At 72.1% G+C, this 17,975-nt stretch carries 15 protein-coding genes and 1 tRNA gene; 3 read left to right on the forward strand and 13 right to left on the reverse strand.

Annotated elements, in window-relative coordinates:
- Positions 1–80 precede the first annotated feature (80 nt).
- The 6 genes from C4U03_RS15015 to C4U03_RS15040 form a co-directional block, all read right to left on the reverse strand.
- Positions 81–1,556, reverse strand: coding sequence for a sugar transferase (locus tag C4U03_RS15015; protein WP_103938351.1), 1,476 nt, complete (start codon positions 1,554–1,556; stop codon positions 81–83).
- 241 nt (positions 1,557–1,797) lie between these two features.
- Positions 1,798–2,382, reverse strand: coding sequence for an aminoacyl-tRNA hydrolase (gene pth, locus C4U03_RS15020; RefSeq protein ID WP_103938352.1), 585 nt, complete (start codon positions 2,380–2,382; stop codon positions 1,798–1,800).
- Between the two features lie 97 nt (positions 2,383–2,479).
- Complete coding sequence (locus tag C4U03_RS15025) at positions 2,480–3,112, reverse strand: 50S ribosomal protein L25/general stress protein Ctc (RefSeq protein ID WP_103938353.1); 633 nt, start codon at positions 3,110–3,112, stop codon at positions 2,480–2,482.
- Between the two features lie 340 nt (positions 3,113–3,452).
- The gene (locus tag C4U03_RS15030) at positions 3,453–4,430 is read right to left on the reverse strand and encodes a ribose-phosphate diphosphokinase (RefSeq protein WP_103938354.1); all 978 of its coding nucleotides are present in this window, start codon (positions 4,428–4,430) and stop codon (positions 3,453–3,455) included.
- Positions 4,431–4,458: 28 nt separating this feature from the next.
- On the reverse strand, positions 4,459–5,913 hold the full coding sequence (glmU, locus tag C4U03_RS15035; RefSeq protein ID WP_103938355.1) for a bifunctional UDP-N-acetylglucosamine diphosphorylase/glucosamine-1-phosphate N-acetyltransferase GlmU: 1,455 nt from the start codon (positions 5,911–5,913) through the stop codon (positions 4,459–4,461).
- Positions 5,914–6,135: 222 nt separating this feature from the next.
- Positions 6,136–6,206, reverse strand: a tRNA-Gln gene (locus C4U03_RS15040).
- Between the two features lie 942 nt (positions 6,207–7,148).
- Here C4U03_RS15040 and C4U03_RS15045 point away from each other — a divergent pair.
- A complete protein-coding gene (locus tag C4U03_RS15045) occupies positions 7,149–8,093 on the forward strand; it encodes an acyl-CoA desaturase (protein ID WP_103938356.1) in 945 nt (314 codons plus the stop codon).
- A 26-nt stretch (positions 8,094–8,119) separates the two neighbouring features.
- Positions 8,120–9,079: a TetR/AcrR family transcriptional regulator gene (locus tag C4U03_RS41835; protein WP_235017874.1), complete on the forward strand. Its 960-nt coding sequence runs from the start codon at positions 8,120–8,122 to the stop codon at positions 9,077–9,079.
- 244 nt (positions 9,080–9,323) lie between these two features.
- On the opposite strand, the gene C4U03_RS15055 is transcribed toward C4U03_RS41835, so the two are convergent.
- Both C4U03_RS15055 and C4U03_RS15060 read right to left on the reverse strand, forming a co-directional pair.
- Positions 9,324–10,265 carry a trans-aconitate 2-methyltransferase gene (locus tag C4U03_RS15055; protein WP_103938357.1) on the reverse strand — a complete coding sequence of 314 codons (942 nt, stop codon included), beginning with the start codon at positions 10,263–10,265 and terminating at the stop codon, positions 9,324–9,326.
- Between the two features lie 125 nt (positions 10,266–10,390).
- Positions 10,391–11,902, reverse strand: a complete 1,512-nt coding sequence (locus C4U03_RS15060) for an MFS transporter (RefSeq protein WP_103938358.1) — start codon at positions 11,900–11,902, stop codon at positions 10,391–10,393.
- A 134-nt stretch (positions 11,903–12,036) separates the two neighbouring features.
- Between C4U03_RS15060 and C4U03_RS15065 the strand changes: the two genes are divergently transcribed.
- Positions 12,037–12,537: a MarR family winged helix-turn-helix transcriptional regulator gene (locus C4U03_RS15065; RefSeq protein ID WP_103938359.1), complete on the forward strand. Its 501-nt coding sequence runs from the start codon at positions 12,037–12,039 to the stop codon at positions 12,535–12,537.
- A 103-nt stretch (positions 12,538–12,640) separates the two neighbouring features.
- On the opposite strand, the gene C4U03_RS15070 is transcribed toward C4U03_RS15065, so the two are convergent.
- The 5 genes from C4U03_RS15070 to rsmA form a co-directional block, all read right to left on the reverse strand.
- Complete coding sequence (locus C4U03_RS15070) at positions 12,641–14,401, reverse strand: ABC-F family ATP-binding cassette domain-containing protein (RefSeq protein WP_103938360.1); 1,761 nt, start codon at positions 14,399–14,401, stop codon at positions 12,641–12,643.
- Positions 14,402–14,449: 48 nt separating this feature from the next.
- Positions 14,450–14,872, reverse strand: a complete 423-nt coding sequence (locus C4U03_RS15075) for a hypothetical protein (protein ID WP_103938361.1) — start codon at positions 14,870–14,872, stop codon at positions 14,450–14,452.
- Positions 14,873–15,047: 175 nt separating this feature from the next.
- Positions 15,048–15,941 carry a 4-(cytidine 5'-diphospho)-2-C-methyl-D-erythritol kinase gene (locus C4U03_RS15080; protein WP_200827260.1) on the reverse strand — a complete coding sequence of 298 codons (894 nt, stop codon included), beginning with the start codon at positions 15,939–15,941 and terminating at the stop codon, positions 15,048–15,050.
- Between the two features lie 55 nt (positions 15,942–15,996).
- Positions 15,997–17,067 (reverse strand): glycoside hydrolase family 26 protein, encoded by a 1,071-nt coding sequence (locus C4U03_RS15085; protein ID WP_235017875.1) that lies wholly within the window; start codon positions 17,065–17,067, stop codon positions 15,997–15,999.
- The gene (gene rsmA / locus C4U03_RS15090) at positions 16,997–17,947 is read right to left on the reverse strand and encodes a 16S rRNA (adenine(1518)-N(6)/adenine(1519)-N(6))-dimethyltransferase RsmA (protein ID WP_103938363.1); all 951 of its coding nucleotides are present in this window, start codon (positions 17,945–17,947) and stop codon (positions 16,997–16,999) included. Before rsmA ends, C4U03_RS15085 begins: the two co-directional genes overlap by 71 nt.
- Positions 17,948–17,975 lie beyond the last annotated feature (28 nt).

Consider the following 17,975-nt stretch of genomic DNA (forward strand, 5'->3'; position numbering starts at 1 on the left):
TCCGGGAGTCCCGCTCTTCGAACGCTACGGTCCCGCCCGGTCACCCGGCCCGGTGCGCCCGGTCCGGCCCGGTGCCCGCCTCAGTAGGCCCCGGCCCCCCGCAGCACCGCCGACCAGGTCTTCCAGATGATCTGGAAGTCCAGCACCAGCGACCAGTTCTCCACATAGCGCAGGTCGATCCGGACCGACTCCTCCCAGCTCAGGTCGGAGCGGCCGCTGACCTGCCACAGCCCGGTCATGCCCGGCTTGACCACCAGCCTGCGGCGCACGTCGTCACCGTACCGCTCGACCTCCTCGGGCAGCGGCGGGCGCGGTCCCACCAGCGACATGTCCCCGCGCAGCACGTTGAGCAGCTGCGGTAGCTCGTCCAGGGAGTAGCGGCGCAGCACCCGCCCGACCCGGGTGACCCGCGGGTCCTGCCGCATCTTGAACAGCACCCCGTCGTGCTCGTTGTGCGCGGCCAGCTCCGCCTTGCGGGCCTCGGCGTCGCTGACCATCGTGCGGAACTTCACCATGGTGAACTCGCGGCCGTCGCGGCCCACCCGGGTCTGCCGGAACAGCACCGGACCGCCGTCGAAGATCCTGATCGCCAGGGTGACCGCCAGCAGCAGCGGGGACAGCGCCAGCAGCGCGGCCAGGGCGCCCACCTTGTCCGACAGGCTCTTGACCAGCCGTCGGCCGCCGCTCAGCTCCGGGTGCTCCACGTGCAGCAGCGGCAGCCCCGCCACCGGGCGGATGGAGATGCGGGGGCCGACCACGTCCATCAGCGCCGGCGCCACCACCAGTTCCACGTCGTCGGCCTCGAGCTGCCAGGCGAGCCGGCGCAGCGCCGCCCCGTCCATCTCCGGGCAGGCCAGCACCGCCACCGAGTCGGCGTCCACCGTCGCGACCACCTCGGCGATCCGGCCGAAGTCGCCCAGCACCGGCACGCCCTCCACGTGGTCGACCGCGTTCTCGCCCCAGCTCAGGGCCGGTGGCAGGCAGACCGCGACGATGTCCATACCGTGGTAGCGGTGCTTCTCCAGCAGCTTGACCAGGTCGGAGACGGCACCGCGGTGCCCGGCCACCACCACCCGGCGCATGCACTCGCCGTGCCAGCGCCGCCGGTGCAGCCGCTTGCGCAGCCGGTACCGCAGCACCCAGGTCAGCAGCGTGCCCAGCGGCAGCGCGAGCACCACATAGCCGCGGGCGATCTCGGTCTTGGTGGCGTAGGCGACCGTCGCCACGATGGCGATCATCACCACCCCGGACCGCAGGACGCGGTGGAACTCCTCCCAGCCCACGCCGATGAAACGGGGCTCGTAGGCCCGTCCGATCGACAGCGTCGCCACCCACAGCAGCGGCAGCGCCGCCGCCAGCCCGACATAGGGGATGGTGTACTCGGCCGGGACCAGGCTGAACCGCATCACGAAGGCGACCGCCCCCGCCACCAGCATCGCGAGGAAGTCCAGCGCGAGGGCCTGGTAGAGGTAGCGGGGAATCCACGCGGTGGGATCGTCACGATGCCGGGCAGCGTCCTGTGATCTCTCCACCCCGACTTCGTCAACGATGGCCATGAGCGCCCTCACAAGACTGGGCGGCGAAGCACCCCTCAACTCACCTACGTCTCAAGGACGCGCATCCGCCGCTACTGGTTCACACGCCGCGTGAGCCTCTGGACATGTCCAGATCTTAGAGTTCACCACGGAGCGACAGGGCAAGATCACGTGGCCACAATGCGACAGCCCGGATTATTGTCACAAGTTGCCGATAACCAACCCGGCCGACCGGCAAGCGTCAGAGGCCGGGCACCCTCCGTCAGGACCCGGTACGGGCGTGGTAGGCGTTCTGGGCCGCCTGCAGACCCTCCGCCAGCACCATCTCGACCGCGTCGGCGGCCACCTCGACGTGCAGGTCCAGTTCCTTGCGCTCGGTCGCCGAGAAGTCCCGCAGCACGAACGCGGCCGGGTCCATCCGGCCGGGCGGCCGGCCCACCCCGAACCGGACCCGCAGGTAGTCCGGCGTGCCCAGCGACCTGCTGATCGACCGCAGCCCGTTGTGGCCGCCCGCGCCGCCGCCCTGCTTCAGCCGCACCGCCCCGTAGGGGATGTCCAGCTCGTCGTGGACCACCACGACCCGCTCGGCCGGCACCTTGAAGAAGTCCCGCAGCCCGGCCACCGGGCCGCCCGACTCGTTCATGAACGAGCGCGGCTTGGCCAGCACCACCCGCCGGCCCGCCAGCCGTCCCTCGACGACGTCGGCGCGGGACTTGTGCGCCCTGAACCGGCTCGCGGCCCGCCCGGCCAGCACGTCGAGCACCATGAACCCGGCGTTGTGCCGGTTTCCGGCGTAGCCCGGCCCGGGGTTGCCCAGCCCGATGACCAGCCACAGATCCGTTTCCATCACGCCCGTCCGACTCGTTCGCGTCCCCGGCCCCCATGCGAACGGCCCCCGTGCCGGAGGATCCGCACACGGGGGCCGATGCGACAGCCTGTGATCCCTACTCGGCGGAGGTGCCCTCGCCGGCCTCGGCGGCGGGCTCGGCGCCCTCGGCCGCCTCGGCCGTCTCGGCCTCCGCCACCTCGCCGGTGGCCACGGTCGCGTCCACGATCTGCAGGATGAGCGTGTCGGCGTCGGCGGCCAGGTCGGCGCCCGACGGCAGCTTCAGGTCCCCGGCCAGCAGCGAGGCGCCGACCTCCAGGCCGGTGATGTCCACCTCGACGGCCTCGGGGATGTGGGTGGCCTCGGCCTCCACCGCGAGCTGGATGACCGGCTGCTCCAGCCGGCCGCCCGCCACCACGTCGCCGACGGCGTTGACCGGGATCTCGACGGTGACCTTCTCCCCGCGCTTGACCAGCAGCAGGTCCACGTGCTCCAGGAAGCCCTTGATCGGGTCCCGCTGCACGTCCTTGGGCAGGGCGAGCGCGTCGCCGTCGGCCAGGCCCTGCACCCGCAGCAGCACGTTGGGCGTCTTGAGGGCCAGCATCAGGTCATGGCCCGGCAGCGTGATGTGCTGCGGAGCGGTGCCGTGACCATAGAGGACGGCGGGCACCTTGCCGGCCCGGCGGGTGCGTCGAGCGGCACCCTTACCGAACTCGGTGCGCGGCTCGGCGGCAATACGTACCTCGGACACGGCGAGAACTCCTCATGTTGCGATCCACGGCCGTCCCCCGCGGGACGTCCGTTACGGACAGTGCGTATCAAGGCGAAGGCTCGATGCGGTGAGCGCCTCGTTAAGATCCTCTGCGGTCCCCGGGGAGTGCGAGTCCTCCGTCGGAGCCGTACTGAACGACCCGGGGCACACACGGATCACCAAGTTTAGCCGATCGCGGACGGCCCGGATGCCACGGACCGCGTCATCGGGGCCCGCCGGACCCCGCGTCCCGCCCTCACCAGGCCGGCGTCCGGGCGGCGGGGCCGACGAAAAAAGCCGGGCCCCGCCGTGACGGCGGGGCCCGGCGTGCCGTGGTCGGTCAGCTATGGCCGCCGAACAGGCTGGTCACCGAGCCGTCGCTGAACACCTCGTGGATCGCCTGGGCGATCAGCGGCGCGATCGACAGCACCGTCAGCTTGTCGAACTGCTTGTCCTCGGGGATCGGCAGCGTGTTGGTCAGGATCACCTCGGAGATCCGGGAGTTCTTCAGCCGGTCCACCGCCGGGCCCGACAGCACCCCGTGCGTGGCGGTGGCCACCACCCGGGCGGCGCCCTGCTCGAACAGCGCGTCGGCGGCCTTGACGATGGTGCCGCCGGTGTCGATCATGTCGTCCACGATCACGCAGGTGCGGCCCTCGACCTCGCCGACCACCTCGAACACCTTGACCTCGTTGGCCACCTCGGGGTCGCGGCGCTTGTGGATGATCGCCAGCGGGCAGCCCAGCCGGTCGGTCCACCGCTCGGCCACCCGCACCCGGCCCGCGTCCGGGGCCACCACGGTCACCTGCGAGGTGTCCAGCTTGGACTCCACGTGGTCGGCCAGCAGTTCCAGCGCGAACAGATGGTCCACCGGCCCGTCGAAGAAGCCCTGGATCTGCGCGGTGTGCAGGTCCACGGTGATCAGCCGGTCCGCGCCCGCGGTCTTGAACAGGTCCGCCATCAGCCGGGCCGAGATCGGCTCCCGGCCCCGGTGCTTCTTGTCCTGCCGGGCGTAGCCGAAGAACGGGGCGACCACAGTGATCCGGTTGGCCGAGGCGCGCTTGAGCGCGTCGACCATGATCAGCTGCTCCATGATCCACTGGTTGATCGGCGCGGTGTGCGACTGGATCACGAACGCGTCCGAACCGCGCACCGACTCCAGGAAGCGCACGAAGGTCTCGCCGTTGGCGAAGTCATAGGCCGCGGTCGGCGTCAGTTCTACGCGGAGGTTGTCGGCGACCTCCTTGGCCAGGTCCGGGTGCGCCCGGCCAGAGAAGAGCATCAGCTTCTTCTCACCGCTCGCCTTGATCCCACTCACCTGAGACAACTCCCCCTCGCTGGAAAGATCATTCGCCGGACACGGCCTCTTCTTCGGCCTGTGCTGTGGCCCGGCGCGCCGCCTGTGCGGCGGGGGTCCCGGGCCGCTTGCGCTCGACCCACCCCTCGATGTTGCGCTGCCGACCCCGCGCGACCGCCATGGCCCCGGGCGGGACGTCGTTGACGATCACCGAACCGGCCGCCGTGTAGGCCCCATCGCCTATGGTCACCGGCGCGACCAGCATGTTGTCGCTGCCGATCTTGACATGGTCGCCCACCACACTGCGGTGCTTGGCCACCCCGTCGTAGTTGACGAACACCGAGCTCGCGCCGATGTTCGAGCCCTCACCTATGTCGGCGTCGCCGACATAGGTGAGGTGGGGCACCTTCGACCCCTCCCCCACGACGGCGTTCTTCATCTCCACGTACGTGCCCGCCTTGGCCTTGCGGGCCAGCCTGGTGCCCGGCCGCAGGTACGCGTACGGGCCCACCGTGGCCTCCGGGCCGATTTCGGCGCCCTCGGCCACCGCGTTGGTGACCACGGCTCCGGCGCCCACCGAGGTGTCGGTCAGCGTGACGTTCGGGCCGACCTCCGCTCCCTCCTGGAGGCTGGTGCGGCCGTGGAGCTGGGTGTTGGGGTGGATCACCACGTCGGGCTCGGCGGTGACGTCCACGTCGACCCACGTGCTGGCCGGGTCGACGACGGTCACCCCGGCGCGCATGTGCCCCTCCAGGAGCCGGGCGTTCAGCAGCCGGCGCGCCTGGGCCAGCTGCACGCGGTCGTTGACGCCCTGCGTCTCCACCCAGTCGGGCGCGGTGAACGCCCCGACCCGGTGGCCCTGCGCGCGCAGGATCGCCGGCACGTCCGTCAGGTACTCCTCGCCGCCGGCGTTGTCCGTCGTCACCTGCTTGAGCGCGGCCTCCAGCAGGGCGCCGTCGAAGGCGTACATGCCCACGTTGATCTCACGGACCGCGCGCTGCGCCTCGTCGGCGTCCTTGTGCTCGACGATCGCGGTCACCGCGCCGTCCGGGCCGCGCAGGATCCGGCCGTACCCGGTGGGGTCGGGCACCTCGGTGGTCAGGACGGTGGTGGCGTTGCCCTCGCGCTCGTGGGTGCGCACCAGTTCGGCGAGCGTCTCGCCGCGCAGCAGCGGATGGTCGCCGTTGGTGACGACCACGGTCCCGGTCAGCGTCCCCACCCGCTCCAGGACGGTCCGGACCGCGTGCCCGGTACCGCCCTGCCGCTCCTGCACGACCGGCTCGGCCTGCGGGGCATGCTCGGCGAGATGCTCGATCACCTGCTCGCGGCGGTGCCCGACCACCACGATCAGCCGTTCGGGCCGCAGCTCGCGGGCGGCGGCCAGGACGTGCCCGACCATGCTCCGACCGCACAGCTCGTGCAGCACCTTCGACTTTCGGGACTTCATCCTGGTGCCCTCACCTGCGGCGAGGACGATGACGGCAGCCGGGCGGCGCGCACTCACGGGAGGCTCCTCGGCATCGCGGACTGGGTCTGATCGGGTTGCGGCAGACGGTATGGAACTGTCCAGGACGCCCACGACCTGCACCGTTAGTGGGCAGGCGGCCATCACTCACCCGACAGGTGCAGGATACCGTCCCGCTCCGTCCTGTCACCCCACGAGCCGCCCGTACCCGGCGGTGTGGTCACGGCGCCCATAGGGCACCACATGGGGAGGTCGATCCGGCTCCCGGGGAAGGAATCGAACCCTCATTAGAGCAACCAAAATGCCCTGTCCTGCCGTTAGACGACCCGGGAAGGTCAGGCCCCGAGGGGCCTGGCCCTCAGGATACCGGCTGCCGCTCGGCGGAACCTCCCCTTAACCGCCGTGATCACGGCGGTCGGCCCGTCCCCGCCGACGGCGCGGCCGGTCGCGCAGACCCGTCGTACAAGGCCGTCCCGCACAGTGGAGGTGCGCGGCGGCCACCGCGTCCGCGCCCGGCGAATGGGAGGGTGGACGGCCGATCGCCGGCCCAATGCCACGTGCTTCAGGAACGGGGAAGAAACCGGCCTGCATCAGGTCAGGGTTGCGGAACGCGGCCCGCCCGCCGCTCCGATACGGCGTGTTCTCCGCCTGCTGCGCATAGGCGGGCAGGGCGCCCGTCATTCGCGATTCCGGGCGTTGTCGTGCGGATACGTGACGTCGTGGTTTTGTGCCCGATGTCATACCGTCCGGCGCTGGGCGGAGAGGGTCGAGGGGGTCGGGGAGGACTTCGCGGGGCCCGGTGCCAGGGGGCACCGTGCTGGAGCCGGTCCAGCGCTCCCAGTGCTCCGGCGCCGCGGCGGCGCCTGGCGCCGCACCGCTCCGCGAAAGTATCGGACCAGGTCGGCGCGGTCGATCCGGTGGCGCCGGTTTAGGACGTCGATTATCGAGCACGCCGTCTGAGTACCGTCCGACCACTTCCACGGCGCGGGCGGCAAACCGGACGTAGCAGAGACGGCACGGTTGTGGAGCAGGAAGAACTGATCCCCGAAGGCGTCGCCGACCGGCAGGCCGGTCAGCGGCACCCGGGCCGGTGCCATGCGTCGGTCATGGGCGAGCGCCATCACCCCCCTCCCTGGGGTGCACCGGCGGACCGCGCCGACCATATGTGACCTCTGCGACAGGCTCCGCCTGATTTTACCGAAGAGCACTGTCCAACCTACGCAACCGTAGGTTACGGTGGCGTAGGTAAGACACCCGAACCTGGAGCGTTTCGTATGACTACAGCCCCCGTACTCGACCCGCCCGGCGCGCCGCCCCGCTCCGATATGGAGCCGGACCGCTCGAGCACCGCCGAACGGGTCCTCGTAGGGGTCTTCACCGGCGTGCCCTTCCTGGCCCTGTTCGCGGCGATCCCGCTGGCCTGGGGGCACTTCCTCGGCTGGACCGACGTGGCGCTGATGGTGGTCTTCTACCTGGTGTCGGCGGGCGGCATCACGGTGGGCTACCACCGGTACTTCACGCACGGCTCGTTCAAGGCCAAGCGGCCGCTGCGCATCGCGCTGGCCATCGCGGGCAGCCTCGCCATGGAGGGCCCGGTCATCACCTGGGTCGCCGACCACCGACGGCACCACAAGTACTCCGACAAGGAGGAGGACCCGCACTCGCCCTGGCGGTTCGGCAACGACTGGAAGGCGCTGGCCAAGGGCCTGGGATGGGCCCACTACGGCTGGCTGTTCGACGGGTCCCGCACCTCCAAGCGCCGGTTCACGCCCGACCTGCTGGACGACAAGGACATCGTCCGCATCCACCGGTGGTTCCCGGGCCTGGTGGCCGTGTCGTTCCTGCTGCCGGCCGCGCTGGGCGGGCTGCTGACCATGTCCTGGCAGGGCGCGCTGACCGCGCTGTTCTGGGCCGGGTTCCTGCGGATCACCCTCGTCCACCACGTGACCTGGTCGATCAACTCCATCTGCCACACCTTCGGTAAGGAGCACTTCGACGTGCGCGACAAGTCCCGCAACGTGTGGTGGCTGGCCATCCCGTCGCTGGGCGAGTCGTGGCACAACCTGCACCACTCCGACCCCACCTGCGCGCGGCACGGTGTGCTCAAGGGCCAGGTGGACATCTCCGCCCGCATCATCTGGGCGTTCGAGAAGCTCGGCTGGGCCCACGCGGTCCGCTGGCCCAACCCGGAGCGGCTGGCCGCCAAGCGGGTCGGATGAGGGCGCGTTCGCGGGACAATTGACCCGTGACTGAACCCGCCCCACGTTCCCGGCGTAAGCGCATGACCGGTAAGGAACGACGAGAGCAGCTTCTCGGGATAGGCCGGACCCTGTTCGCCGAGCGCGGGCTCGACGGCACCTCGGTGGAGGAGATCGCCGCCGCGGCGGGGGTCTCCAAGCCCGTGGTGTACGAGCACTTCGGCGGCAAGGAGGGCCTGTACGCGGTCGTGGTGGACCGCGAGTTCGAGAGGCTGCTCGGGCTGGTCACCGACGCCCTGCTGGCGGGGACCCACTACCGGCAGAAACTGGAGAAGGCCGCGCTGGCGCTGCTGGAGTACATCGAGGAGAGCAGCGACGGGTTCCGCATCCTGGTGCGCGACTCGCACGGCGGTACGGGCACCGGGAGCTTCGCCAGTCTGCTGAGCGAGATCGCCGGCCATGTGGAGCATCTGCTGGCCCGCGAGTTCGACCGGCACGGCTACGACGACAAGCACGCCCCGATGTACGCGCAGATGCTCGTCGGCATGGTGGCACTCACCGGCCAGTGGTGGCTGGACGTGCGCAAGCCCGGGCGCGAGGAGGTCGCCGCGCACGTGGTGAACCTCGCCTGGAACGGTCTTTCCGGCCTGGAGCCCAAGCCCACTCTCGATCCCAAGCGCCGCCGCAAGGAGCGGGAACGGCTGCGGCGGGTGCGGGAGAAGGAGGCCGCCAAGCAGGAGAAGGCCGAGGAGAAGGCGGCGGCCAAGGCTGAGAAGGCCCAGCGCAAGGCCCGCCGTGACGAGCCCGCCAAGCCCGACCAGTTCGAGCAGCTCCACGAGCATGACCAGTTCGACGAGCATGACCGGCCCGATGAGCCGGGCCCGGCCGCCGGGCTCGGCGAAGCCGACGAACTCGACAGAGCCGACGAGCCGGGTACGCCCGGCCCGCAGCCGGCCGAGGAGACCGAGCACGGCCTGGACACACCGGCGCCCGGCCGGTCCTACTGATCCCAGAGCCTGCGGGCCCGGCCATGTCCGGGTGCCGCAACACTTCCAACGACCGCTGGTGCGGTGAGAGGATGCATCTCCCCGGCCACAGCGGTGACCGCCCGGAGTTCGTCCGGACGGCCACCGGCCAGGGGTCACCGGGCTCGGATCGCGAGACCGGAGTCTTACGGATGCCGCCCGCCGCGTGGAGGGCACACCGCAGGGGAACGAGACGCCCTCGTCCGCGCGGTGGGCGGCACCCCGTTCAAGGTGGCGGCCCCACGCCCGCCTCGGGCCGCCGAGCCACCACGAAGATCCGTCGGAACGGGAAGACGGTGCCGTACGGGCGCGGCGGATACGCCTCCCGCAACCGCGCCCCGTACTCGGCGAGGAACTCCTCCGCTTTCCGCTCGTCAAGCGCGGACAGGACAGGGCGCAGCGCGGTGCCCTTGACCCATTCCAGCACCGCGTCCTCGCCCTGAAGGACCTGGACGTAGGTGGTCTCCCAGGCGTCCACGGCGCAGCCGAGCCCGGCGAGCAGTTCCAGGTAGCCGGCCGCGTCCCGCACCGGGCGCCAGTGCAGCGCGTCCGCGAGCCGGTCCCGCCACCGTGCGGACCGGCAGACCTCCCGCAGCAGCATGTGGCTGGGGGCCTCGTAGTTCCCCGGGACCTGGAACGCCAGGCATCCTCCGGGCGCCAGGTCGCCCGCCCAGCGCACCAGGAGCTCTTCGTGCTCGGGCACCCACTGCAGCACGGCGTTCGAGACGATCACGTCCACCGGTCGCCCCGGACGCCAGGTCCGTACGTCCCCCACCGCGAACCGCACCCGCTCCGCGGCGGCGCCGCTCCCGGCTGTGGTCGGCTCCTGTCCGCCGGCAGCGGATTCGCGCCCAGGAGCGTCGGCGGCGTCCTCGCGTGCGGGCAACCCGATGACCGCCTCGCGTCCGGCGGTCCCGGATGCGGTCGCGCGGGCGATCATCTCGGGGGAACCGTCGAGGGCGTCGATCCGCGCGCCGGGCCAGCGATCGGCCAGCAACATGGTGAGCTCGCCCGATCCACAGCCCAGGTCGACGACGTGGGCGGGGTCCCGCAGCGGTATCCGGCCGACAAGCTCGGCGAACGCACGGCCGCGCTCCGCACCGAAAACGGCGTACTGAGCGGGGTCCCAGACGGGTCCACGCCCTGCGGCCACCGTTTCTCTCGACATCAAGACAGATGATGTCCGGCAAATATCTTGATGTCAAGTATCTTCGCGACAAGAAACCGGGAGGCCCCGGCCCTCCGGGCCGCCGACGCGCTGGAGCCGGGCTGCGCGCGGATGGCCGGGGTCGGTCAGTCGTCCGGGTCGCGCAGGAAGGCGATGACCGCGACGGCGATGACGATCATCAGGGCGGCGCTGATGGCGGCGGTCAGCTGGAAACCCTGGGTGAAGGCGGCGCGGGCCGTCTCCAGCAGCCGCGCCCCGGCCGGGGCGGGCAGGTCGGCGGTGGCCGCGACCGCGGCCGTGAGGTTGTCGCGGGCGGCCGGCACCGCCGCGGCCATCCGGTCCCGGTAGACGGCGGTGATGACGCTGCCCAGGACGGCGATGCCGAGCGCCCCGCCGAGCTGCGGAGCGGTCGAGGAGATCGCCGAGGCGGCGCCGGCGCGTTCCGGCGGAGCGGAGCCGACGACGATGTCGGTGGCCAGGGCCATCATGGGACCGAGCCCGGCGGAGACGACGACCGACCCGGCGACCAACACGACGAGCCCGCCCGCGACCTCCACCCCGGCCAGGACGCCGTAGCCGATCGCGGAGATCACCAGGCCGGCGCCGATGACCCGGCCGGGGCCGACCCTGCGGACGATCCTGGGGGCCAGCATCGACCCGGCGATGACACCGACGGCGGACGGGGCCGTCCACAGCCCCGCCTCCAGCGGTGACAGTCCGCGAACGAGCTGGAGGTACTGCGCGATGGCGTAGTTCGAGCCCCACAGCACGAAGATCCCGAGGAACAACGTGACCACTGCCACGGCGAAGGCCCGGTCCGCGAACAGCCGCAGGTCGACCAGTGGGTCGGCCAGGCGACGCTGTCGCCGCACGAAGATCCCCGCCATGACGAGGCCGACGAGCACCGCCGCCGCGGAGCCGGGGGCCGCCCCCTCGGCGGCGATCCGCTTGAGCCCGTACACCACCGGCAGCACCGCGGCCAGCGACAACAGGACGCCGGTGAGGTCGAGACGGCCCGGCCCGGGCGCACGGCGTTCGGGCAGCAGGATCGGCCCGATCACCAGCAGCAGGGCCATGACCGGCACGCCCAGCAGGAAGGCCGAGCCCCACCACAGGCGCTCCAGTAGCCAGCCGCCGGCCAGCGGGCCGATCGCCGTCCCGCCCGAGACCGCGGCGACGACGATCCCGATGGCGGTCGTCCGCTGGCGGGGGTCGGTGAACATGACGGCGACCAGGGCGAGGATCGACGGCATCAGCGTCGCCCCTGCCACGCCCATCAGCGCGCGGGCGGCGATCAACATGGTGGCGCTCGGAGCGTACGCGGCCAGCACCGAGGCCACCCCGTACCCCGCCGCGCCGAGCAGCAGCAGCCTGCGGCGGCCGATCCGGTCGCCCAGCGCCCCCATGGTGAGCAGCGATCCGGCGAGCAGGAACGCGTAGATGTCCACGATCCACAGCAGTTGGGTGCTGTTGGCGCCCAGATCCCGGCCGATGGACGGCAGCGCCAGGTGGGTGACGGTCAGTTCCAGGGAGGCCAGCAGCGCGGGCAGGGCCAGGACGCCGAGGCCGGCCCACTCCCGGCGCCCCGCCCTCGTCTCACCGGGAGCCCTCGCCCCGGTCCTCGTCGATGTGGTCATGCCGCCATCCTTGAACCTCAATTAATATTGAGGTCAATCCCGCGGGCCGGGGCGGTGACCGGCTCGTCGGCGGCGGGCCGGAAGACGACGGAAGACATCAGACATCTTGATGTCGAGACATGTAGGCTCCTGCCATGGAGGATGAGGTCGACCGGCTGGTCACGGCCTGGCAGGCCGAGCGGCCGGATCTGGACGTTCGGCCGCTGCACGTCCTCAGCCGGGTGTCCAGGCTGGCCCGGCATCTGGATCGTGCCCGGCGGGCGGTGTTCGCGGCGCATGACCTGGAGCCCTGGGAGTTCGACGTGCTGACCGCGCTGCGCCGCGCGGGCAGCCCCTACCAGCTGAGCCCGGGCCGGCTGCTGCGGGCCACGCTGGTGACCTCCGGGACGATGACCAACCGGATCGACCGGCTGGAGGCCGCCGGGCTGGTGCGGCGGCATCCCGACCCGGCCGACAAGCGGGGCGTCCAGGTCCGGCTGACCGACAAGGGCCGTACCCGGGTGGACGCCGCGTTCGCCGACCTGCTCAACCGCGAGCACGACATCCTGGCCGGGCTCAGCGCGTCCGAACGCGCCACCCTGGCGGACCTGCTACGCACCCTGCTGGCCCCCTTCGACGCTCCACCCGGCTCCTGACGACCGCCCCGAAGTACCGTCACGCTGTTCGCGGTCACCATCCGGCTCATGCTCGAACCGGGCGTCCCGGGTCAGGCACCCCCGCCAGAGGTGCGGGTGGGACTCAGCCGACGTCCTCGGCGAGGAGGAGCCACTGCTCCTCCACCTCGGCGGCCTCGGCCTGGACGGCCTTGAGGCGGTCGCCGAGTTCGGTGAGCTTCTCGTAGTCGGTGGCGTGGGCGGCCAGTTGCTCGTGCAGCTCCGACTCCTGTTGGGCGAGCTTGTCCAGGCGGCGTTCGAGGCGGTCGAGTTCCTTCCTGGCCTTCCAGCTCCGCTCGGCCGACCTGGCCTTGGCGGGTGCGGCGGCCGGGGCCGGGGCCGAGGCGGGGGCCTGGGCGCGGGCCGACCGGCGGCGGGACAGGTAGTCGTCGACGCCGCCGGGCAGCAGATGGACCCGGCCGTCGCCGAGGAGGGCGACGACATGGTCGGTGACGCGCTCCAGGAAGTAGCGGTCGTGGCTGACCACGACCAGGGTGCCCGGCCAGCCGTCGAGCAGGTCCTCCAGCTCGGTCAGGGTCTCGATGTCCAGGTCGTTGGTGGGCTCGTCCAGCAGCAGCACGTTCGGCTCGTCCATCAGCAGCCGCAGCAACTGCAGCCGGCGGCGCTCACCGCCGGACAGGTCGCCGACCGGGGTCCACTGGGCGTCGCCGCGGAAGCCGAGGCGCTCCAGCAGCTGGCTCGCGGTCCACTCGCGCTTGCCGACGGTGATGCGGCGCCGGATCTCCTCCACCGACTCCAGGACACGGCGGGTCGGGTCGAGTTCCTCAAGGTTCTGCGACAGGTGGGCGAGCTGGACGGTCTTACCGCGGACGATCCGACCCGCCGACGCGGCCAGGCTGCCATCGAGCAGGCGCAGCAGGGTGCTCTTACCACTGCCGTTCACGCCCACCAGACCGACCCGGTCGCCGGGGCCGAGCCGCCAGGTCAGGTGCTGGAAGAGGTCCCGGTGGCCCAGCCGAACGGACACGTCCTCCAGGTCCAGGACGGTCTTGCCGAGGCGGGCGGTGGCGAAGCTGGTCAGCTCGACGGTGTCGCGCGCCGGCGGCTCATCGGCGATCAGCGCCTGGGCGGCGTCCACCCGGAACTTGGGCTTGGAGGTGCGGGCCTGCGGGCCGCGGCGCAGCCAGGCCAGCTCCTTGCGCAGCAGGTTCTGCCGCTTCTCCTCGGTGGCGGCGGCGATGCGGGCGCGTTCCGCCTTGGCCAGGACGTACGCGGAGTAGCCGCCCTCATAGCGTTCGACCCGGCCGTCCACGACCTCCCAGGTACGGTCGGTGACCTCGTCCAGGAACCAGCGGTCGTGGGTGACGACGACCAGCGCCCCGCGCCGCTCCCGCAGGTGGCGGGCCAGCCAGTCGATCGCCTCGATGTCGAGGTGGTTGGTGGGCTCGTCCAGGACGATCAGGTCGGACTCGGGAACCAGCAGCCGGGCCAGGGCGACCCGCCGCCGCTCGCCGCCGGACATCCCGGCCAGCGGGGCGTCCAGCGCCAGGTCGGCCAGCAGGCCGGACAGGATCTCGCGGACGCGGGTGTCCCCGGCCCACTCGTGCTCGGCACGGTCGCCGAGGACCGCGGAACGGACGGTGGTGCCCTCGGCGAACTCGTCGCGCTGGGCCAGATGGCCCAGCCGCAGCCCGCGGGCATGGGTCACCCGCCCCTCGTCGGGCTCGACGCGCTTGGCCAGCAGGGCGACCAGCGTGCTCTTGCCGCCCCCGTTGCGGCCGACGACACCGATCCGGTCGCCGTCGTCGACTCCGAGGGACACGGCGTCCAGCAGAGGCTTGGGCCCGTAGGACTTGGTGACGGTCTCAAGATTGATCAGGTTCACGGCACTGTCCAGGCTAGTGGCTCCCGCCGGGTCGCCTGGCCGCCCTTGTCAGAAGGACGAGGAACCGCTGTCCGACGAACCCGACGAACCGCTGTCGGAGCCGGAGGAGCCTGACGAGCCGCTGTCGTACGAGGACCCGCCGTCGTACGAACCGCCGTGAGAGTGACCGTCGTGGAACGACCCGCCGGAGTGCCCGTGGTGATGGTCGTGGTGGTAGTACCCGCCGTCGTAGGAGAAGGGGCCGGGGTCGAAGCCGGAGCCCCCCACGTCATCGTGGCCATGGTGCCAGGACGGCGACGAGTGGCTCCCCGGGGCCGGCCCGTACCCCGGACGTCCCGGCCAGGGCGGGACGGGAGGCGTGACGCGCTGCGCCCTGCGGATCAGCAGGATGATGACACCGATGAGCACGGCCATCGGGACCAGCGCGGCAACGACGATCATGATCATGATGAGCAACCCCGCAGCCGTCATCGGCCCTCCCTGCGCTCGTCCCGGCGGCGCCGGGTACGGATCGTATGACGGCGGGCGGCGACGGCCGGTTCACCGGAACGCTGCCGAGAGTGGACTCGGCACGGCCTCCAGGACCTTCCGGCCGAGCGGCATGGTGTCCCTCCAGTGGCGTCGAGGCCGTACGCCGAAGGGCCGCCTACACGATGGTGGCGCCCGGGACGGGGCCGTACGCCTGCACGGCGGAACGGGCGACACCGGCCTTGGACAGCGCCGCCGTGAGCTCCCCCGCGTGGTCGGCCGACTCGGCGAGGAAGGCGCAGGTCGGGCCGGAGCCGGAGACCAGTGCGCCCAGCGCGCCGTGCTCCCGGCCCGCCGCCAGGGTGTCGCGCAGCGCCGGGCGCAGCGACAGCGCGGCGGGCTGCAGGTCGTTGCCGAGGGCGGCGCCGAGGGCATGGGCGTCCCCGGCGGCCAGCGCGGCCATCAGGTCCTGCGACGCCTGCGGCGGGGCGGGCCGCCACCCTTCGGCCTCGCGCAGCCGGTCACACTCGGCGTACACGGCAGGGGTCGACAGCCCGCCGTCGGCGAGGGCGAACACCCAGTGGAAGCGCCCGGCCGTCTGCACCGGGGTGAGCACCTCGCCGCGTCCGGTGCCCAGCGCGGTGCCGCCCAGCAGGGCGAACGGGACGTCGCTGCCCAGGATCGCGGCCGGCTCCCACAGGTCCGCGTCGGCGTCGCCGGCGCCCCACAGCCGGGCGCAGGCGACCAGCGCGGCGGCCGCGTCGGCGCTGCCGCCGGCCATGCCCCCGGCGACCGGGATCGTCTTGCGGATGGTCAGCGCCACGTTCGGCGCGACGCCCAGCCGCTCGGCCAGCAGCAGGGCGGCGCGGGCGGCGAGGTTGTCGGCGTTCACCGGCACGCCCTCGATCGACCCGCCCTCGACCGTGACGCTCAGCGCGTCGGCGGGCGCGGCGGTCACCTCGTCGAACAGGGAGACGGCGTGGAAGACGTTGACCAGATCGTGGTAGCCGTCGTCACGCAGCGGCCCCACCGCCAGCTGCAGGTTCACCTTGGCGGGCACGCGGACGGTCACGGAGGTCACGGCCGAGATCGTAGCGGGCGCGGACCGGCCCCCGGGCCCGCCGCGGTCACTCCCCCGCGGTGACCGGCAGGTTGCGGGGGTTGAAGTACGGGGTGGTGGCCAGCTCCCGCAGCGCCGACAGCGCCGTACGGTCGCCGGCCGTGGAGTACTCGTAGCGGCGCTCGCCGGACTCGTCGGCGCCGCCCTCGTCGGAGTCGTAGTAGACGACCGCCTTGACCTGCGGGTCCTGCAGGTAGGTGGCGGTCTTGCGGAGCCATTCGGCGCGGCGCTCGCCATAGGAGCGCGGCACCCCGAACTCGGGGATCATGATCGGCTTGGGGCGTTCGTCGGCCCAGTCCATGAAGAACCGGGCCGCCTCGGAGAAGTCCCGGTAGTCGTAGGTGCCGCCGGGGTAGACCTCCGCCGCGATCCAGTCCACCTGGTCGTCGCCGGGGTAGAAGGCCTCGGCCTCGCCGCCGCGGAAGCCGCCGGCGGTGGGCGACCACACCCAGGCCACGTTGTCGGCCTTCTCCCGCCGGAAGATCTCGCGCAGATGCCGCCAGGCGGCCGTGAAGTCCCCGGCGGAGTGGACCCTGTCCCGGACCTTGTCGGCGTCCATACCGGACTGCCAGCGCAGGAAGACCGGCTTTCCCAGGGACTTGACGGCACGGGCCTGCTGCCGGATGTGGTCGTCGTGCTCGCCGGCGACGATCTCCCGGGTGTCGGTGCCGGACCAGGTCACCAGCAGGTAGCGGCCCTCGGACAGCAGCTCGGCGTCGGAGTCCTGGGGCAGGCGCTGCTTCCAGCTGCGGTAGGCGGCGACGATGTCGAGCCGCCGCCCCATGTCGCGCTCGAACCCGGTGACCGCGTCCACCCGCGCCCGCTCGGACGGGGACGCCGTCTTCGAGGGCGAGGCGGACGCCGACGGCGAACCGGACGGCGCGGGCGAACCTGAGCCGTCGCGCGCCGGGTCCACCCAGGCCCCGAAGTAGGCGCCCTTCGTCGGCGGGGTGGGCGCGACCCCGGGACGGACCGTGGTCTGGATCTTCGGGGTCTTGGAGCCCCCGTCACAGCCCGGCAGGGTCAGCACCGCCGCGAGCACCATCGCCCCTACGGCCCGCGACCGCCCCTTCACCATGATCCTCCGTACGTTCGTCCACCGCGACGAGAGGACGATACTGGGCGATGCGGGCGAAGGCGGCCACATCCAAGGCCTCACCCCGGGCGCGCGGGTCCACCTCGGCGGCGCGCAGGGCCCGTTCGGCCGCGTCCGCCGACCCCGCCCAGCCCGTCAGCGCCGCCCGCAGCGTCTTGCGGCGCTGCGCGAACGCGGCGTCGACCGCCGCGAACACCTCCTCGCGCAGGGACGCGTCCACGGGCGGTTCACGCCGGGTGAACGCCACCAGCCCGGAGTCGACGTTGGGCACCGGCCAGAACACCGCGCGTCCCACCGGCCCGGCCCGCCGGGCTTCGGCGTACCAGGCCAGCTTCACCGACGGCACCCCGTACACCTTGCTGCCCGGAGGGGCCACCAGCCGGTCGGCTACCTCGGCCTGCACCATCACCAGCCCGCGCCGCAGCGAGGGGAAGGTCGCCAGTAGATGCAGTACGACGGGGACGGCGACGTTGTAGGGGAGGTTGGCGACCAGCGCGGTCGGCGCGGGGCCGGGCAGGTCGGTGATGCGCAGCGCGTCGGCGTGCACCACCTCCAGCCTTTCGGCCAGTTCCGGCGCCCGGTCTCGTACGGTGTGCGGGAGCTGCTCGGCCAACACCGGGTCGATCTCGACGGCGACCACGCGGCGCGCCCGTTCCAGCAGCGCCAGGGTGAGCGAGCCCAGCCCCGGCCCCACCTCGATCACCACGTCGTCGGCGTCCAGTTCGGCGGCCCGGACGATGCGCCGCACCGTGTTGGCGTCGATGACGAAGTTCTGCCCGAGCGTCTTGGTCGGCCGTACGCCCAGCCGCGCGGCCAGTTCGCGCACCTCGGCCGGCCCCAGCAGCACCTGTGAGTCCCCCACCGGCCCAGTGTCCCAGCCCCGCCGGGGT

It is taken from the genome of Thermomonospora echinospora (genome assembly GCF_900108175.1).
GTDB classification, from domain to species: Bacteria; Actinomycetota; Actinomycetes; order Streptosporangiales; family Streptosporangiaceae; genus Thermomonospora; species Thermomonospora echinospora.